This window comes from Sphaerotilus sp. (assembly GCF_031429695.1).
Taxonomy (GTDB): domain Bacteria; phylum Pseudomonadota; class Gammaproteobacteria; order Burkholderiales; family Burkholderiaceae_C; genus Sphaerotilus.
This window is the reverse complement of record NZ_JANPAB010000038.1, coordinates 1-18,189: the sequence shown is the minus strand read 5'-3', so window position 1 is coordinate 18,189 and position 18,189 is coordinate 1. Positions and strand designations below refer to the sequence as shown.

General features: G+C 66.1%; 10 protein-coding genes, 1 tRNA gene and 1 pseudogene. 6 read left to right on the top strand and 6 right to left on the bottom strand.

The annotated features are described in order from the left end of the window. Positions 1–98: 98 nt before the first annotated feature. The gene (locus RMP06_RS07115; protein WP_310461079.1) at positions 99–335 is read left to right on the top strand and encodes a hypothetical protein; all 237 of its coding nucleotides are present in this window, start codon (positions 99–101) and stop codon (positions 333–335) included. Here RMP06_RS07115 and pgeF read toward each other — a convergent pair. Beyond that, a complete protein-coding gene (pgeF, locus tag RMP06_RS07110; RefSeq protein ID WP_310461078.1) occupies positions 325–1,134 on the bottom strand; it encodes a peptidoglycan editing factor PgeF in 810 nt (269 codons plus the stop codon). The genes RMP06_RS07115 and pgeF overlap by 11 nt on opposite strands. Then, a complete protein-coding gene (gene maiA / locus RMP06_RS07105) occupies positions 1,127–1,768 on the bottom strand; it encodes a maleylacetoacetate isomerase (protein ID WP_310461077.1) in 642 nt (213 codons plus the stop codon). Before maiA ends, pgeF begins: the two co-directional genes overlap by 8 nt. A 73-nt stretch (positions 1,769–1,841) precedes the next feature. Here maiA and RMP06_RS07100 point away from each other — a divergent pair, with 73 nt between their 5' ends. The 4 genes from RMP06_RS07100 (at position 1,842) to RMP06_RS07085 (ending at position 12,858) form a co-directional block, all read left to right on the top strand. Beyond that, positions 1,842–2,387: an NUDIX hydrolase gene (locus RMP06_RS07100; protein WP_310461076.1), complete on the top strand. Its 546-nt coding sequence runs from the start codon at positions 1,842–1,844 to the stop codon at positions 2,385–2,387. 26 nt (positions 2,388–2,413) lie between these two features. Then, positions 2,414–4,594: a type I secretion system permease/ATPase gene (locus RMP06_RS07095; RefSeq protein ID WP_310461075.1), complete on the top strand. Its 2,181-nt coding sequence runs from the start codon at positions 2,414–2,416 to the stop codon at positions 4,592–4,594. Then, positions 4,591–6,012 carry an HlyD family type I secretion periplasmic adaptor subunit gene (locus RMP06_RS07090; protein WP_310461074.1) on the top strand — a complete coding sequence of 474 codons (1,422 nt, stop codon included), beginning with the start codon at positions 4,591–4,593 and terminating at the stop codon, positions 6,010–6,012. Before RMP06_RS07095 ends, RMP06_RS07090 begins: the two co-directional genes overlap by 4 nt. Positions 6,013–6,237: 225 nt before the next feature. Further along, positions 6,238–12,858 carry a Calx-beta domain-containing protein gene (locus tag RMP06_RS07085; protein WP_310461073.1) on the top strand — a complete coding sequence of 2,207 codons (6,621 nt, stop codon included), beginning with the start codon at positions 6,238–6,240 and terminating at the stop codon, positions 12,856–12,858. 77 nt (positions 12,859–12,935) lie between these two features. On the opposite strand, the gene RMP06_RS07080 is transcribed toward RMP06_RS07085, so the two are convergent. Both RMP06_RS07080 and RMP06_RS07075 read right to left on the bottom strand, forming a co-directional pair. Then, complete coding sequence (locus RMP06_RS07080) at positions 12,936–14,837, bottom strand: bifunctional diguanylate cyclase/phosphodiesterase (RefSeq protein ID WP_310461072.1); 1,902 nt, start codon at positions 14,835–14,837, stop codon at positions 12,936–12,938. A 22-nt stretch (positions 14,838–14,859) separates the two neighbouring features. Next, the gene (locus tag RMP06_RS07075; protein ID WP_310461071.1) at positions 14,860–15,600 is read right to left on the bottom strand and encodes a transglutaminase-like cysteine peptidase; all 741 of its coding nucleotides are present in this window, start codon (positions 15,598–15,600) and stop codon (positions 14,860–14,862) included. Between the two features lie 279 nt (positions 15,601–15,879). Here RMP06_RS07075 and RMP06_RS07070 point away from each other — a divergent pair, with 279 nt between their 5' ends. Then, a complete protein-coding gene (locus RMP06_RS07070; protein WP_310461070.1) occupies positions 15,880–17,745 on the top strand; it encodes a TolC family outer membrane protein in 1,866 nt (621 codons plus the stop codon). 169 nt (positions 17,746–17,914) lie between these two features. Here the strand turns inward: RMP06_RS07070 and RMP06_RS07065 are convergent. Both RMP06_RS07065 and RMP06_RS07060 read right to left on the bottom strand, forming a co-directional pair. After that, positions 17,915–18,004 (bottom strand) — tRNA-Ser (locus RMP06_RS07065). Between the two features lie 47 nt (positions 18,005–18,051). Further along, positions 18,052–18,189, bottom strand: a pseudogene (locus RMP06_RS07060) (branched-chain amino acid ABC transporter substrate-binding protein); the annotation flags it as partial.

Genomic DNA, 18,189 nt, shown 5'->3' with positions numbered 1-18,189 from the left:
CATGAAAACTGCATTCACGGGCATTATGCATTCCGCATCCATACAACCACCTTGCTCCGCCTTGTCAGCAGTAGCAGGACAGATAGCGGAAAATCCCCATGTACTTGGTCGCAATTGCGTGGCTTTATGTCACGTTGATGATGGCACTCGCTGAAGCCACCCATCCGCAAGGCACGCTGCTGGGCGCGTTTTTCACCCTGATGCTCTACGGCATCGGGCCGCTGTCGGTGGTGCTTTACCTGATGGGCACGCCACTGCGCCGCAAGGCCCGCCAAGCCGCTGAAGCCACGGAAGCGACCCAGCCGCCAACACCCGAGCAGCCCCCTACGCCGTAGCGTCGGCAACGCTCAGCCAGACCAGCGCCGCCATGCGACCGGTGTGGGGCGCGTGGCGGTAAGAAAAATAGCGCCGCGGCTGACTCAGCGTGCACCAGTCGGGCGCGCCGGTGTTGCCTCCGATTCGGTGCATGCCGGCAGCTCTCAGGCGCTGGCGGGCGAGCGCCGGCAGATCGGCGAGCCACTTGCCCGGCAGGCTGGCCACAAACGACGGCCCCGGCGCATCGGGCGTCGCGCCGAACGCCAGCAGCACTTCGGCGCCCACCTCGAACCGCGCCGGCCCGATGCACGGACCCAGCCAGCATTCGATCTCGCCCGGGGGTGCGCCGGCCAGATCGCAGACACGCGCCAGCGTCGCCTCCAGCACACCACCCGCCAGCCCGCGCCAGCCCGCATGCGCAGCACCCACCGCCCGTCCACCGACATGGGCGAACAGAACAGGCAGGCAGTCGGCCACCTGGATCTCGCAGGCCACGTCCGACGCAGTCGTTGCCACGGCATCGGCGATCGGCAAGGCCGCCTCCGGGCCGGACAAGGCCTCCAGCGTGTACACAGCCACGCCATGCACCTGCGTGAGCCGCTGCACCGGTCGACCGACGATCGACTGCAGTTGCGCCCGATTGGCCTGCACTGCCTGCGGATCGTCGCCCAGCCCGTCGCGCAGATTGAAGCTATCGAATGGCGGCAGACTCACGCCGCCGGAACGCCCGGTCATCACGGCGCCAACGCGGGGATGTGAAAACGCGGGGCGCCACCAGTCGGCCGGCACGCACGCGTGCAGGCGATCCGGATCAGGCATCGGCATCCGGGCAAGCGGACGGCTGCGCCGCCTGGAAGGCGGGCAACTGCATGCAGGTCTCGAAGACGCGCATCACGGTAGGCACATGGTCCAGGCGGCAGTCGAACCGCTGGGCATTGAAGATCTGCGGCACCAGCACGCAGTCGGCCATCGTCGGTGTGTCGCCGTGGCAGAAGGCGCCGGTGGCCGGGTGGTCGCACAACTGCCGCTCCACGACCTCCAGCCCGACCTCGACCCAGTGCCGGTACCAGGCGTTCTTGGCGTCCTCGCTGGCGCCGAGTTCCTTGACCAGATAACGCAGCACGCGCAGGTTGTCGAGCGGGTGGATCTCGCAGGCGATGTCCTGCGACAACGAGCGCACCCGCGCCCGACCCAGCGGATCGGCCGGCATCAGCGGCGGCTCGGGGTACACCTCGTCCAGGTATTCGATGATCGCCATGGACTGCGTGAGCCGGGCATCGCCGTCCTGCAGCAGCGGCACGAGGCGTTGCGGCGACACGGCCGCATAGTCTGGCCCGGTCTGCTCGTTGCGCACCAGATGCACCGTCTTGTAGTCGTAGGACAGCGACTTCAGCGCCAGCGCAATGCGCACCCGAAACGAGGCGGACGAACGGAAATAGCTGTAAAGCTCCATGGGAAATGGCTCCTCTTTGTGTGCGCGGTTTGTTTCAGATCATGCCACGCGAAGCAGGCGATACACTGCCGGAATGCTATTGCCGCGACGTATCAAGCACTGCCGGGAGTGCGGGTCTCAGGTTGTCTACCAGATCCCCGCCGACGACAATCGAGAGCGTGCCACTTGCACGGCCTGCGCCACGATCCACTACGAAAACCCGCTCAACGTGGTGGGAACGGTGCCCATCTGGGAGGATCAGGTCCTGCTGTGCCGACGCAACATCGAGCCGCGCCACGGCTTCTGGACGCTGCCAGCCGGCTTCATGGAGCTGGGGGAAACGCTGGCTGAAGGCGCCGTGCGCGAGACGGTCGAAGAGGCCGGCGCGCACATCGAACTCGAGGGTCTGTTCTCGGTTCTCAACGTGGTCAAGGTCGGGCAGGTGCATGTGTTCTACCGCGCGGCGCTGCTGGACACCGTGTTCGATCCGGGACCGGAAACCATCGAGGCCCGCCTGTTCCGCCAGCAGGACATTCCCTGGCACGACCTGGCGTTCCGCACCGTGCGGGTAACGCTGGAACGCTACTTCGAGGACCGCGCCCGCGGTCAGTTCGGCCTGCACTTTGCCGATATCGGCTGAGCCCCTCAGCGTTCACCGCCTCCAACATGAACTCTCCCCGTCCTGTCGCAGCGGCCCGCGATGCCGCTACCGAGCGCCTGCGCGAAGACCTGCTCAATCCCGACCCGCTGCTGGACTGCCTGCTCGAAGTCTGCCGGCTGCATGGCGTGAACGCCTCGCGTGCCTCGCTGTCCGCCGGTCTGCCACTGCAGGACGGCCGGCTCACGCTGGGTCTGGCCGAACGCGCCGCCCAGCGCGCCGGCATGTTCAGCAAGCTCCAGCGTGTCAAGCCGAACAAGATCGACGCCGCCACCCTGCCCGCCGTGCTGATCCTGCGCGGCAATGACGCCTGCGTCCTGCTGGGCTGGACCGCGGAAGGCGACGCCCGCGTGCTCATGCCCGAGACCGGCCAGGGCGCTGTCGTCGTGGCCCGCAAGGATCTGGCGCGGCGCTACAGCGGCGTGGTGCTGTATGTGCGCCCGCATTTCCGCTTCGACGAACGCACGCCCGAGGTCCGCGCCACCCAGAAGGGGCACTGGTTCTGGAGTGCGATTGCCAGCCAGCGGCTCGTCTACCGGGACGTGCTCTGGGCCGCCTTCCTGATCAACCTGTTCGCGCTGGCCTTTCCGATCTTCACGATGAACGTCTATGACCGCGTGGTGCCGAACCACGCGATCGAGACACTCTGGGTGCTGGCACTGGGGCTGATGCTGGTGCTGCTGGCGGACTTCTACATGCGCAAGCTGCGCAGCCATTTTGTCGACGAGGCCAGCGCGCGCATCGATGTGCAGCTGTCCTCGGTGCTGATGGAGCGGGTGCTGGGGATGCGGCTGGAGCACCGGCCGCAGTCGGTCGGCTCGTTTGCCTCCAACCTGCGCGGCTTCGAGTCGGTGCGCGACTTCATCGCTTCCAGCACCGTGACCGCGCTGATCGACCTGCCCTTCGCGCTGATCTTCCTCGGCGTGATGGCGTGGATCTCGCCGTGGATGGTGCTGCCGGTGCTGCTGGCCTTCGTGCTGATCCTGGCGATCGGTTACGTGTTGCAACAGCGTTTGCATGAACTCTCCGAATCCACCTACCAGGCCAGCGCACAGCGCAACGCCACACTGGTCGAGGCCCTCACCGGCATCGAGACCATCAAGACCCAGGCCGCCGAAAGTGTCATCCAGGCCCGCTGGGAGCGCGCCAACCAGTTCCTCGCGCAGACCAATGTCCGCATGCGCGCGCTGTCCAGCACCGCCAGCTACGGCACCAACTGGCTCGCCCAGGTCGTCAACCTCAGCATCGTGCTGATCGGCGTCTACCTGATCTCGCAGCGCGAGCTGACGATGGGCGCGCTGATCGCCTGCACCACGCTCAGCTCGCGGGCCCTGGCGCCCGCCGGCCAGATCGTCGGCCTGCTGATGCAGTACCAGGGCGCACGCACCGCGCTGGAGTCGCTCAACAAGGTGATGGCCAACCCGGTCGAGCGCGAGGCGGGCCAGAACTTCCTGCACCGCCGCGAGCTGAAAGGGGACATCGAATTCCGCGACATCAAGTTCGCCTATCCCGGCCGCGATGACCCGGTGCTCGACGGCATCAGTTTCCGCATCCAGCAGGGCGAGCGCGTGGCGCTGATCGGCCGCGTCGGCTCGGGCAAGACGACGCTGCAGAAGCTGATGCTCGGCCTCTACCAGCCGACCTCGGGCGCCGTGCTGCTCGACGGCATCGACCTGCGCCAGCTCGATCCGGCCGACGTGCGCCGCAACCTGGGCTATGTCTCGCAGGACGTGACGCTGTTCTACGGCTCGCTGCGCGAGAACATCACGATGGGCCTGCCCTACGCGGACGAGACCGCCGTGCTGGCCGCCGCCGAGACCGCCTGCATGACCGAGTTCGTCAACCGCCACCCGCGCGGCTTCGACATGCCGGTGGGCGAGCGCGGCGAGCTGCTCTCGGGCGGTCAGCGCCAGAGCGTCGGCCTGGCGCGCGCGGTGCTGCACAACGCGCCGCTGCTGCTGCTGGACGAGCCGACCAGCGCGATGGACTTCTCCACCGAGGCGCAGGTCACCCGCAAGGTCACCGAGTTCGCCCAGGGCAAGACGGTCGTGCTGGTCACGCACCGCACGTCGATGCTGGCGCTGGTGGACCGCGTCATCGTGGTCGACCAGGGCAAGGTCGTCGCCGACGGTCCGCGTGACCGCATTCTGGAAGCCCTGCAAGCGGGCCGCATCGCGAGGGCTGCATGAGCACCAACACCCCCAACGCACGCATGGACACCGCCACGGCGCCCCGCTGGTCCGACCGGCTGGCCGCCCTCGCCCGCGGCCTGTTCGGCAAGACCGTCGCCGACGGTGCCGGCCCGCAGGGTCTGCGCGACTTCGAGCACGAAGCCGAAGAGATCATGTCCAGCCAGAAGACCGCCCGGGCCCAGCGCATCGTGCGGGCCGCGGTGGTCATCGTGGTGCTGCTGATCGTCTGGGCCGGCTTTGCCGAGATCGACGAAGTGACCAAGGGCGACGGCCGTGTCATCCCTTCCCGCCAGCTGCAGGTGGTGCAGTCGCTGGACGGCGGCGTGGTGTCCGAGATCCTGGTGAAAGAAGGCCAGGAGGTCGAGGCCGGCCAGTTGCTGCTCAAGGTCGATGAAACCCGCGCCACCTCGGGTGTCAACGAGAGCGCGGCGCAGGTCTTCGCGCTCAAGGTCAAGGAAGCGCGGCTGAAATCGCTGGCCGAGGGTGGCGCCTTCAAGCCGCCCTCGGGCAATGGCGGCCCCGACGAGACGCGGATCATCGCGGAGGAGCGCAATCTCTACCTGTCGCGGGTGTCCGAGCTGCAGTCGATGCTGTCGGTCGTGCAGCAGCAAGCCGAACAGCGCCAGCAGGAAGTCTCCGAAGCCCAGGCCCGGCGCTCGTCCGCGCAGCGCTCGATCGACATTTCGCAGAACGAGTTGCGCCGCACCAAGCCACTGCTGGCCACCGGCGCGGTGTCAGAGGTCGATGTGCTGCGGCTGGAACGCGAGATCAGCCGTTACCGCGGCGAGATGGAACAAGCCGCCGCCAGCATGGGACGTGCGCAAGCGGCCATCGGCGAATCGCGGCGCAAGGCGCAGGAGATGGAAATCACCTTCCGCAACGAGGCGCGCCGCGATCTGTCGGACGTGCTCGGCAAGCTCAACGCCATGAACCAGGGGGCTGCGGCGCTGGTGGACAAGGTGGACAAGTCGAGCGTCAGGTCGCCCGTGCGCGGTCGGGTACAGCGCCTGCTGGCCAACACGGTGGGCGGCGTGGTGCAGCCGGGCAAGGACATCGTCGAGATCGTGCCGATCGACGATGCGCTGGTGCTCGAAGCCAAGGTGCAACCGAAGGACATCGCTTTCCTGCACCCCAACCAGATCGCCACCGTCAAGTTCACGGCCTATGACTTCTCGATTTACGGCGGCCTGGAGGCCAAGGTCGAGAACATCAGCCCTGACACCCAGATCGACGAGAAGGGCAATGCCTTCTACATCGTCAAGGTCCGCACCGCGCAGCCGCGCTTCAGTGAACACCAGCCCATCATCCCGGGCATGACGGCCGAAATCGACATCCTGACGGGCAAGAAGACCGTGCTGTCCTACCTGCTCAAGCCGGTGCTCAAGGCGAAGGCCTACGCCATGCGCGAACGCTGACACGATCCGGTACCACGGAGCCTCCCCGAGCCCCTCATCCGAGGGGCTTTTTCTTGGCCAGAAGGCTGTACCGGTATCGGCCTCGCTATCCTTGGACGAATGCTCGTTCGAGTGCATCAAATCACGTTTTTCGGCGCATTCGCGGCGTTAGCGAAACCGGGTTTGGTCTATTCTGGCGAGATCGACCTGTCGAACTGAAAGAACTCCATGGCCACCATCATCCCCATGACCCTGAAATCCGCCCTGCTCACCGGCAAAGCCGGACTGCTGCAGAGCCTGCAGCGCCTGACGCTGGATCCGACCTATGTGCCGGCCCGTCTGCCGGAAGGGATGGTCGTGGGCATCTGGGGCGAGGCCGTGGTGCGGCTGCCTGACGGCACCGTGCGCGAACTGAAGGTGGGCGAGATGGTCCGCAAGGGCTATGTGATCCTGACCTCGCAGAACGGCATCGTGCAGCTGGAGGTCGATGGCGACCGGCTGGCCCGCGTGCCGCCCGACCGCGATGGCCTGGATCCGACGGCAGCCGGCTTGAACGGCGGAGGCGAAGACGGCTCGCTCGCCGGCAGTGAACGTGCCACGCGTGTCATCGAGATCGTCAGCCCGAATGGCTTCGACTACAGCACCATTTCCGGTGACCCGTATGTGCCGCCCGGTCCGAACGCCAATGCAGTCGCCGCCGCCTCCGGCCTGCCCGGCCTGGGGGTGAACCAGTTGACCGTGGACGAAGGCGCCGGCCACGCCGTCTTCACCGTCCAGCTCACCCGCGCCTCGGACACGCCCACCACGCTGAACCTGACGCTGGCCGATGGCACGGCGGTGGGCGGTGGCGTCGACTACGGCTCGGCCGGACCGAACAACCTGGAGGTTTCGCTCGACAACGGCGTCACGTGGGTCACTGCCACCAGCGTGACGATCCCGGCCGGCACCACCTCCGTGCTGGTGCGCACGCCCGTCACCGACGACCTGATCCGCGAATCCGCCGAGACCTTCACGCTGACTGCCACAGTCGTCAGCGGTGACGTCAACGTCACCCAGCCGACCGGAACCGCCACCATCGTCGACAACGGCGACACCCTGCCAAGCTTCGTGCCGATCAACGACGTGGTCGTCAACGAAGCCGCCGGCACCGCCACTTTCACGGTGAAGCTGTCCGAGCCCTCCGGCCAGACCGTCACCGTGCGCTACTCGACCGCGGACGGCACCGCCACCGGGGGTGTCGACTACACCCCTGTCAACGGCCAGCTCACCTTCGCTCCTGGCGAAACGACCAAGACCATCACGGTCCCGATCACCAACGACACGGTCTTCGAGAATGCGGAAACCTTCTTCGTCCAGCTGAGTGACCCGGTGAACGCCGGCCTGCCCAGCCCGACCGGCAAGGGCACCATCCTCGACAACGGCGGCGGCATCGGTGGCACCGACGACGACACCCCGCACGTCGCACGCATCACCAGTCCGACCGTCAGCGAAGGCCAGCCGCTCGACTTCACTGTCACGCTGACCCACCCATCCACGACGCCGACCGTGCTGGACGTGCTGCCGAAGTCCGGCACCGCCACCCTGGGTGTCGACACCGAACCGCCGCAGGTCTCCTTCGACGGTGGCAACACCTTCGTGCCGATCACCGGCACGACCGTCACCGTGCCGCCCGGCACCGACACGGTCATCATTCGCATCCCGACGGTGAATGACGGGTTTAAGGAACCTGCGGAAACCATCACTCTCGACGTCAAGGTGCCTGCGGACACCACGACGACACAGGGCGTGGGCACCATTAACCCGAATCCCGACGAAACGGTCATCGGCGTGTCGATCGCCGGGCCTGCCGATGTCACCGAAACGGTGGGCAACGCGGCCTACACCGTCACTCTCAGCGACAAGAGCGCCACCGCCATCACCGTGCAGGTCAAGACCGCCGACGGTGTGGCCAAGGCTGGCAGCGACTACACCGCCGTCAACCAGACCCTCACCTTCGCACCCGGTGAAACCACCAAGACCGTGCTGGTGCCCATCACCAACGACACGACCTTCGAGGGCAAGGAAGACTACGCCATCGCCCTGAGCGCACCCACCGGCGCCACGGTGGTGCCCGCTGCCGGCAGCGTGACCACCACGATCGCCGATGAAATCAACAAGGACACCGGCACCAACAACGACGCACCGACGCTGGCCGTCAGCAGCCTGAACGTGCCAGAGAGCGCCGGCTTCGCGGTGTTCAACGTCACGCTGGGTGTGGCCTCCGGCGTGACGACCACTGTTTCGCTCGCGCTGGCCGACGGCACGGCGCAGGGCGGCGGCGTCGACTACGGCAAGGCCGGCGGTGGCGTCGGCAATCTGCAGGTTTCGACCGACGGTGGCGCCACCTGGGCCGACGCCACCACCGCCACCTTCGCACCCGGCAAGACCGGCGTGCTGGTGCGCACGCCGGTGGTGGTCGACACGCTCGACGACTCCGGCGAGACCTTCACGCTCAAGGCCACCACGCTCACCCCGGCCGACGGCACCGCCAACCCGAGTGCCACCGGCACCGCCACGATCTATGACAAGCCCGGCATCCTGATCGACGACATCACCGTCAACGAAGGCACCGGCACCGCCACCTTCACCGTGACGCTGACCACCGCAGCCTCCACGCCGGTGACCGTGCAGTTCGCCAGCGAAGACGGCACGGCCCACGCCGGCACCGACTACGCCGCCGTCTCCGGCGCGCTGACCTTCGCCCCGGGCGAACTCACCAAGACCATCACCGTCCCCATCACCGACGACACGGTCTTCGAAGGCCCTGAAACCTTCAAGATCAACCTGAGCAGTCCGAGCGACAACGCGCTGATCGTCGATGGCCTGGGCCTCGGCACCATCAAGGACGATGGCAGCGGCACCGTGCCTCCCGGCGTCACGCCGACCGACGACCGGCCACATGCCGTGATCAACGACGTGATCGTCAACGAAGGGGCCGGCACCGCGACCTTCACCGTCACGCTCGCCGGCACGGCCACGACGCCCGTCACCATCGACTACGCCACAGCCGACGGCACCGCCAAGGCAGGACTCGACTACACCACGGCCGTCGGCACCCTCACCTTCGCCCCGGGCGAGACCAGCAAGTCGATCACGGTGCCGATCCTCAACGACGCCGTCTACGAAGGCAGCGAGACCTTCACCGTCAACCTGAGCAACCCGAGCAGCAACGCGGTGATCAGCGACCCGCTCGGGCTGGGCACCATCAAGGACGACGGCAGCGGCACCGTGCCTCCCGGCGTCACACCGGACGACGACCGCCCGCTGGTCACCATCAACGACGTGCTGGTCAACGAGGCCTCGAAGTCCGCGGTCTTCACGGTGACGCTGTCGAACCCGTCGGATCTGCCGGTCACCGTCAAGTACAGCAGCGTCAACGGCAGCGCCGAAGCCGGCTTCGACTACGAGGCCGTGCTGGGCACGCTGACCTTTGCCCCGGGCGAGCTGACCAAGACCATCAGCGTGCCCCTGCAGAACGACACCGTCTACGAAGGCGCGGAGACCTTCCAGATCGTCCTGACCGACCCGACCAACGCCAAGGTCACGCCCGCTGGTGCCGGCGTGGATCCGACCAAGGACGGCACCGGCATCGGCACCATCGTGGACGACGGCACCGGCACCCTGACGCCCGATACACCTCCCGGCACGCCGCTGGACAACGACAAGCCGGCCATCGCGATCAACGACATCACCGTCAACGAAGCCGCAGGCACCGCCACCTTCACCGTGACGCTCACCAACGCCGCCAAGATGCCGGTGACGGTGGCCTACGCCAGCGCGGACGGCACGGCCACGGCGGGCCAGGACTACACCGCCGTCAGCAACACCCTCACCTTCGCTCCGGGCGAGACCAGCAAGACGATCACGGTGCCGATCCTGAACGACAGCGTCTACGAAGGCGCGGAGACCTTCACGATCAACCTGTCGTCACCGACCAATGCCACCATCGCCGATGGCATCGGCCTGGGCACGATCAAGGACGATGGCACCGGCACCGTGCCGCCGGGCGTGACCCCGGACAACGACACGCCGCGCCTGACGATCGACAGCCCGACCGTGGTGGAAAACCTCGCAGGTGGCCATGCGGTCTTCACGCTGACCCTGAGCAACCCGTCCACCACCGCCACCACCGTGGGCCTGGCGCTGACCGACGGCACCGCCAAGGGCGCTGGTGTCGACTACGGCAGCACCGGCAGCAACAACCTGCAGATCTCCACCGATGGCGGCGCCACCTGGGTCGATGCCACCACGGCAACCTTTGCGCCGAACACCACGACGCTGCTGGTGCGCACGCCGCTGAACAACGACAAGGCGATCGAGCCTTCCGAAGCCTTCACGCTGACGGCCACGACCACGGCCGGCACAACCCGCACCCCGACATCGACCGGCACTGGCACCATCGCCGACGACGACGTGGCCCCGGTTGCGCTGCCCGACACCGGCCGCGGTGACGAGGACACCCCGATCACCGGCTCGGTGCTGACCAACGACACCGATGCCAATGGCGACCCGCTGACCGTCAGCGGCTTCAGCATCGGCGGCACGCCTTACGCCCCGGGCACGACCGCCACGATTCCCGGCGTAGGCACCATCAGCATCGCCACGACCGGCGCCTACACCTTCACGCCGGAGCCGAACTACGACGGCGCGGTACCGGTCATCACCTACACCGTGACCGACGGCGCCAACCCGGTGAACGGCACGCTGACGCTGACCATCAATCCGGTCAACGATGCACCGATCGTGACGGCCGGCGCCGTGACGCCGCTGTCGGAGGAAGGTCTGACGGGTGGCCTCGCCGACACGACAGGCACCATCGACAGCACCAACCTCGTCGTCAACACCGGTCAAATCGGCCTGCGCGACATCGAAGGCAGCCCGATGACGGTGGTGTGGTCGGCGGTCACTGCCAGCTACACCCAGGGGGGCATCCCCATCACCTGGACCGGCGATGGCACGCAGACCCTGGTCGGCCGCGCCGACGGCGGCCCGGTGATCCTCACCGCGACGATCAACAATATCGGGGCGTACACCGTCACACTGTCCGGTCCGATCGACCACCCGGCTGCAGGCGAGGACGCACTGCAACTGGACTTCGGTGTCGTCGTCAGCGATGGCGCCCTGAGCAGCCCGGGCACTGTCAGCGTGCGGATCGAGGATGACTCGCCCGCCGCCCTGGTCACGCAGACCAGCAGCGTGCATTTGCAGGACACCAACCTGCTCATCACGCTGGACACCTCCGGCTCGATGATTAGCGAGATCACGACAGGCGCGCTCGAGGGCCAGACCCGACTGCAAGCAGCCAAGGCGGCGATCACCAGCCTGATGACCAGCTACAGCGAGTTCGGCACCGTGATGGTCCGACTGGTCACATTCGCCGATACCGCGACGCCGCGGGGAACCGAGTGGCTCACCGTCGCGCAGGCCAACGCCATCCTGAACACCATCACGGCCGCCGGCGGCAAAACCAACTATGACGACGCAATCGCCGCGGCGTCCGCCGCTTTCACCTCGACCGGCCGCCAGATCTCGGGCCAAAATGTGGCGTATTTCGTCTCGGACGGCAATCCGACTGCCCCTCCTGCCACGTCCCCTAGCGACATCATCGGCATCGATCCGACCGAAGAGGCGAACTGGAAGGCCTTCCTCAACACGAACAACATCAACTCCTACGCCATCGGCATCACCGCCGATGTGGGCCAGAGCGCACTGAACCCGGTCGCCTGGAACGGCGCCACCCACGCCGAGGCCAACGCCACGGTGGTCACCGACCTGAACCAGCTCAACAGCGTACTGCAGAACACCGTGCCGATCCCCTCGGGTGACCTGAGCGCGGGCGGAACCTTCCGGTCGGGCGGCCAGGTTGGAGCCGACAAGGGCAATGTGCAGTCGGTGACCGTCGATGGCGTGACCTATACCTACCTGACCTCCGGCGCGGGCAGCGGCAGCAGCGATCCGATCACCGTGAGTGGTGGAGCGGACCACCACACCTACGTCTCGGCTACCAAGACACTGGTGGTGACGACCAGCGCAGGCGGCAAGTTCTACATCGATCTGGACGACGGCACCTATGAATACCGCGTGCCGGCCAGCCTGGCCACTGCCACGCAGACCGAGGTGCTTTCCTACGTCATCGCCGACAAGGACGGCGACACCCAGCATGCCCAGATCGTCGTCAATGTCGGCACGTCCACCTCATCGGTGGTCAACAGCGAGAACGTTCCCACGGCGACCCACGTCGGTAACAGCAGCGATGACATCCTCGTCGGCAGTGCCGGCAACGACTACATGATCGGCGGTGACGGCAACGACAACCTGTCCGGACTGCTCGGCAACGACGCCCTGTTCGGCGGCTGGGGCAACGACACCCTGGTCGGCGGCGACGGCAACGACACGCTCACTGGCGGCCAAGGCAACGACGCCCTCACCGGGGGCATTGGCTCGGACGTCTTTGCGTGGACCTTCAACGACGGCGGTGCCCACGGCACCCCGTCGGTGGACACCATCACCGACTTCGACACCCGGCTGCCCTCGGCCGGCGGCGACATCATCGACCTGCGCGACATGCTCTCCGGCGAAACCACTGGCACGCTGGAGAACTACCTGGAGTTCAGCTTTGCCGGCAGCGGCAGCGCAGCGACCACCACCATCCACGTCAGCTCCACCGGCGCCTTCGCCGGCGGCACCTACAGCAGCGCCAGCGAAGACCAGACCATCGTGCTGTCGGGTGTCGATCTGCGGGCGTCGCTGGGGCTGGGCAGCACCGCGACCGATGCGGACATCATCGGCAGGCTGCTCACGCAGGGCAAGCTGATCGTCGACGCGTAATCGAGGTCTGACCCAGCAAAGAAGCCGACCCGGCTGTTGGCCGGGGCGGCTTCTTGTCTTTCTCGGAGGCGTTCAGCTCACTTCACGGCCGGCCCGGTCACCCCATCCACCCCGCAGGCCCACAGCTCCGGCAGGTCATCGGCATCCTGCACGCCTTCCACGAACACCTTCAGCCCCACCCCGTGCAGCATCGCCACCGAGCTGCGCAGCCAGGCGCGCCGGGCCGAGTCGTGGCGCACGCCACTGGCCCAGCTGGAGGCGATCTTCACGTAGTCCAGCCCCGGCTCCAGCAGCAGCCCGATGGACGACAGGCGATCGCCAGCATGCTCCAGACCCAGATGGACGCCGTGCGGACGCAATTGGCGGCACAGCTCGATCAGCGCGTCCGGATGGCGCTCCAGCGCCGATTCGTCCACCTCGACCCACAGCTGCCGCGCCGAAGCACCCGCCGCCACGATGCGCTCGCGCAGACGCGGCAGGAACTGCGGATGCGACAGCGATTGCGGCGACAGGTTCACGCCCCGCGGCTTGCCATCCGACGCGATCGCCGTGACCGCCAGCGCGACCGCCGCCATGTCCACATCGCAGCTCATGCCCGTGCGCAGCGCAAACGGCAGCCAGCGGGCCGCAGGCTCGAACGGACCGTTCTGCTCCAGCTGCAGGCGCATCGGACACTCCATGTGCACCAGATCGCCCATGCGGTCGCTGACCGGGAACTGCATCAGCTGCACCCGCGCGGCCAGCAGCGTGGCCTGCAGCGCCTTGCGCCACGTGTCCTCGCCGCCCTGCATCGGCGCCGGCTCCAGCCCGTTGGCGACGTAGGCGAAATCACCCTTCGCCTCGGCATCCGCCAAGCCCATGTCGGCCTTGGTCAGCAACTCGGGCACGGTGGTGCCGGTGCGGCAGCCGACCGACGCCACCACCACCGCCACACCAGGGGTGTCGGCCAGGCATTGGCGCAGGCGTTCGAGCATCTCGACCGCCGGATCATCACGCTCGTTGGCATGGGGGTAGACCACGGCAAAGTCCGACCCGTTGAGGCGGCCATGGCACGACGGCGAGGTGCCGTTCACATTCGGCTCGCCCAGCGTGTGGGCGATGGCCCGCAGCAACTGGTCGGTGCGCTGGTGGCCCAGCGCACGGTTCACGTCGGCCAGACGCCGCACCCGCACCAGCACCAGTTGTGTCGACGCGGACGATTCCTCACGACCCAGGTGCGACTCGAAGCTGGCCAGGAAATGCCGCCGGTGCGAGATGCCGGTCAGCGGGTCGCAACTGGCCTGCACACGGAGCTGGTCGACCTGTTCCGCCTGTTCGGAAAAAATCTGGTTGATGCGGGACACCATCTGGTTCATGGCCTGGGCCACGCGGCGGAGTTCGGGCGTGCGCGGCTCCTTGACCCGCACGAAGCGGCGTTGCGTCAAGGCATCGGCTTGCTGCACCACCTCGTCGAGCTGGCGGCGCAGCCGCTGCACCGCCAGGTGGCCCAGCGTCGCCGCCGCCAGTCCGATGGCGAAGGTCCACAGCGTGATGCTCACGCACGCCGACCAGAGCCCCGCGTAGGCATAGGCGGACTGGCTCACCACCTCCAGCGTGCCGATCTGCGTCCAGCCGTTGAGCACCTGACCAAGGCCCGCGGTGGGCCGGATCGGCACCAGGCGGACAAACCACGCAGGAGCCGGGTTGCGGACCTCGCCAGCGACGCGGGAATAACGCGTCGAGCCACCAGGGGCACGCAGGATGATGGCCTGGTAATGCCCAGTATCAAACTGCGCGGAAATCGAAATACCCAGCAACGCTGCGTCCTCGCCCTGGTGCGACAGAGACAGTGCCAGCGACTGGGCGTTGTCGTTGTTCTTCACCGACAACTGGGTTTCCAGCGAATTTCGGGCGGTCCAGACCGACACGAGCACGCTGCCAGCGCAGGACAGCAAGATCGTGCCGACGATCAATATCCAGATTTGTCGAATCAGCGACATGCCGACTCCTTTTTTGGTGTGTTCACAAAAACCCCTGATCTCTTGCTTTGACCAGCACTTCGCGCCACCGGGACAGGCGCGCCACGGCGTCGCCAGCCCCCGGGCCCTGTGTCCCTTGCCAGAGACCCTCCGAGTTGAAACTGAACACCGGGATCAGGTCCGGGCGTTTCGATGCAGGCCGGATGTCGCCGATCAGGTTGTCCAGGATGAGCGGATCGGCACCGGAACTCGGGTAGTACGCCAGCACCATGTGCGCCTGCTGCACCGACGCCTGGCCCCCGAAGATCGCCTTGACGTAGACAAGGCGCAGCCGCGTCGGCGGCACGCCCGAAGCGATGAGCGAAAAGTACTTGCCAATGGCGTAGTCTTCGCAATCGCCCTGCCCTTTTTCCAGAAATTCGAGCGGACTGGCCCAGTAGTCGATCTGGCCCCAGGTCTCGATGTCCTCCCGGAAGAGCAGCCGTCGATTGAAGAACTGGTTGATGCTGTGCAGGCGGGTTTCATCGTCCTGGCGGGTCATCTGATGGATCACCTCGGTGAGCGCCTGCGCCAGCACCGCGGTCTGCCCGCCATGCCGACCTGCAAGTTGCAGGAGGCGTTCAGCTTCCCAGGCCAATGCGGCAGGGACCACCATCAACCCGAACACGGCCAGCGTCCAGCCCAGCCAGTGCTGCAGCAGGTACGTCCGGCAGGTGCGTGGCTGTTCCCCCGCCCGACTCAGGGGGGGTGTTACAGACCGTGACACAGGCACAACAGCACGCATGGAGACGTTGTCGGCAGCTGCGGGGCAAAACCGTAGCCTTCCTTCACGAATCGCGAAGGTAGCCACAAGTGGGCGCGATTTAGTACGCAGATGACTTGGACGTGTCTGGCGCTGTGTGGAATACTCAGATCAAGGTATCCGCGGGCGAGACAGCAAAATAGCCGTCGGAAGTACACCCTTCATCCACGGGCCTCTCGGGAGTGACAATCGGACGTGACCACACTCGATGTGACGGTAGATGTGTCTATTCCGAAGGCCAGCGCAAGGATCAACGAAACAATGAATAAGGCAGCCTCTCCTCTCGTCGTCGGCCTGATCGCCTTGGCATGTCAGGTTGCGTTTGCGCAATCGACCGACCCGCTCAAGGACACGGTGCAACGCGCGATTTCTACCAACCCCGAGGTCACCGCGAAACTCAACGCCTTCCGGGCGGCGGTCGACGAAGTCGATGTGGCCCGCGGCGCCTATTACCCGCGGGTGGACCTGAGCGCGGAAGCCAACCGGACGCGCGAGCGCATCGGATCGACCAACCAGAGCATGAACAGCACCGGCGTGGCCCTGTCCGCGACGCAACTGCTCTGGGACGGATTCACGACGATGAATCAGGTCGACCGACTCGGTCATGCCCGACTGGTGCGCTACTTCGAATTCATCGACGCCAGCGAGCAGGTGGCACAGGAAAGCGTTCGTGCCTATGCAGATGTGCAGCGCGCCCGCCGCTTGGTCAAGCTCGCCGAAGACAACTATGTCCAGCACCGCCATGTAACGGAGCAGAGCCAATCCCGTGTTCGCGCCGGGGTGGGCCGCGGTGTCGATCTGGAGCAGGCGGCAGCGCGTCTTGCACTGGCCGAATCGAATCTTTCGACCGAAACCTCCAACCTGCACGACGTGACGGAGCGCTACCGACGCATCGTCGGCGCCTTGCCGCCGGTGGACCTGCCGGCTGCCGCCAGCCTGGAAAAAGGCATGCCCGCCACATCGACGGCCCTGCTGGAGCAGACCGCCAAGCGCAGTGCGTCCATCGCTGCGGCGGTCGAAAACCTGCGTGCTGCCCAAGCGCAATCACGTGAACGCGAAGGCAATCTCTACCAGCCGCGTGTGGAAGCGCGCGTGCGCGCTGCGGCCGGCAGCAACCTGGACGGTGTCCCCGACCAGAAACGCGACACCACCGCCGGACTGGCCCTGAACTGGAACCTGTTCAATGGCGGCTCGGACAAGGCCCGTGTGCGGCAGGCGGCCAACCTGCTCAACCAGGCCACCGATGTCCGCGACAAGGCCTGCCGCGATGCACGCCAGACTGCGGCCATCGCTTACCACGATGTGCAAAAGCTCAACGAGCAGCTGAATTATCTGGACCGGCACGTGTTGTCGAGCGAAAAGGTGCGGGACGCCTATCGCCAGCAATTCGACATCGGCCAGCGCACGCTGCTGGACCTGTTGAACTCCGAAAACGAGCTGTACGGTGCGCGCCGCGCCTACACCAATGCCGAGCTGGATCTAGTGATCGCCAAGGCACGCACCCATGCTGCAGCCAGCAGCCTGGTCGCCGCACTGGGTCTGACGCGCGCTGGCACAGCAGATGACGACATTCCCGAAGGCCGTTACTGGCAAGCCGGTGACGACGCTGCCACGCGCTGTCCGTTGAGTGCAACTGATCTGGCTGTGACGTCGAAGGCAGATCTGGACGCCCGAGCCCGCCAGCAAAGTGCAACGATGGCACCGATCGCCGCAGCCGCGGCTCCTGCCCTGAGTGCACTGCCGGGTTCGCGCAGCGCAGTGCCGATGCCCGCCGCGGCAGCCGATGTGTCGATGGCCACGCCCGTGTCACAGCGCCTGCTCGACTGGGTCGGTGCCTGGACGTCCAAGGACGTGACGCGCTACCTGAGCTTCTACGATCCGAAGTTCCAGCCAACGGGTGTCGCCCGCCCGGTGTGGTTCGCAAACCGGACCAAGCTGCTCAAGAAGGAAGGCGCGGTAGATCTGAAGATCGCCAACGTGCAGCGCCGCACTGTTTCGGCTGACACAGTGGAAACCAAGTTCGAACAACACTATTCGTCCAAGGATTTCAACGACAAGAGCCAGAAGACGCTGACGTGGAAGCGCCGCGGCGCCGAGTGGTATATCGTCAAGGAAAGTAGTCGCTGAGATCGCTGGAATGACTTCCTGAAAAAGCGCCGACGAGGCGCTTTTTCATGGGCAAGCTCATTGGTGATTCCATGGCGCGGCTCTGAAATCGACCGCCAATAAAAAAGCCCCGCAAGAACTGCGAGGCTTTTTGCTATACCTGTGACCTGATGGCTCAAGTCATATTGTCTGGCGGAGAGGGCGGGATTCGAACCCGCGGTGGGGATTAACCCACACACGCTTTCCAGGCGTGCGACTTAAACCGCTCATCCACCTCTCCGGAAAGACGGCAACTATAGCAGTAATTCCGGGGAAAGTGAATACCGATCAGCGCACGACGGCGATCTGCTCGCGGTTGCCAGCCTTGTAGGTGAACATCGTCAGCGCGCCGTTCTTCACGTCGCCCTTCTCGTCGAAGCTGATGTTGCCCGTCACGCCCTTGTAGCCCGCCGTCTTCGCCAGCAC

Bases quoted from the DNA above. Each gene is read 5' to 3' on its own strand.
- RMP06_RS07075 (WP_310461071.1), bottom strand. From the start codon at position 15,600: ATGCGTGCTGTTGTGCCTGTGTCACGGTCTGTAACACCCCCCCTGAGT.
- RMP06_RS07085 (WP_310461073.1), top strand. From the start codon at position 6,238: ATGACCCTGAAATCCGCCCTGCTCACCGGCAAAGCCGGACTGCTGCAG.
- RMP06_RS07095 (WP_310461075.1), top strand. From the start codon at position 2,414: ATGAACTCTCCCCGTCCTGTCGCAGCGGCCCGCGATGCCGCTACCGAG.
- RMP06_RS07100 (WP_310461076.1), top strand. From the start codon at position 1,842: ATGCTATTGCCGCGACGTATCAAGCACTGCCGGGAGTGCGGGTCTCAG.
- RMP06_RS07090 (WP_310461074.1), top strand. From the start codon at position 4,591: ATGAGCACCAACACCCCCAACGCACGCATGGACACCGCCACGGCGCCC.
- RMP06_RS07115 (WP_310461079.1), top strand. From the start codon at position 99: ATGTACTTGGTCGCAATTGCGTGGCTTTATGTCACGTTGATGATGGCA.
- pgeF (WP_310461078.1), bottom strand. From the start codon at position 1,134: ATGCCTGATCCGGATCGCCTGCACGCGTGCGTGCCGGCCGACTGGTGG.
- RMP06_RS07080 (WP_310461072.1), bottom strand. From the start codon at position 14,837: ATGTCGCTGATTCGACAAATCTGGATATTGATCGTCGGCACGATCTTG.
- RMP06_RS07070 (WP_310461070.1), top strand. From the start codon at position 15,880: ATGAATAAGGCAGCCTCTCCTCTCGTCGTCGGCCTGATCGCCTTGGCA.
- maiA (WP_310461077.1), bottom strand. From the start codon at position 1,768: ATGGAGCTTTACAGCTATTTCCGTTCGTCCGCCTCGTTTCGGGTGCGC.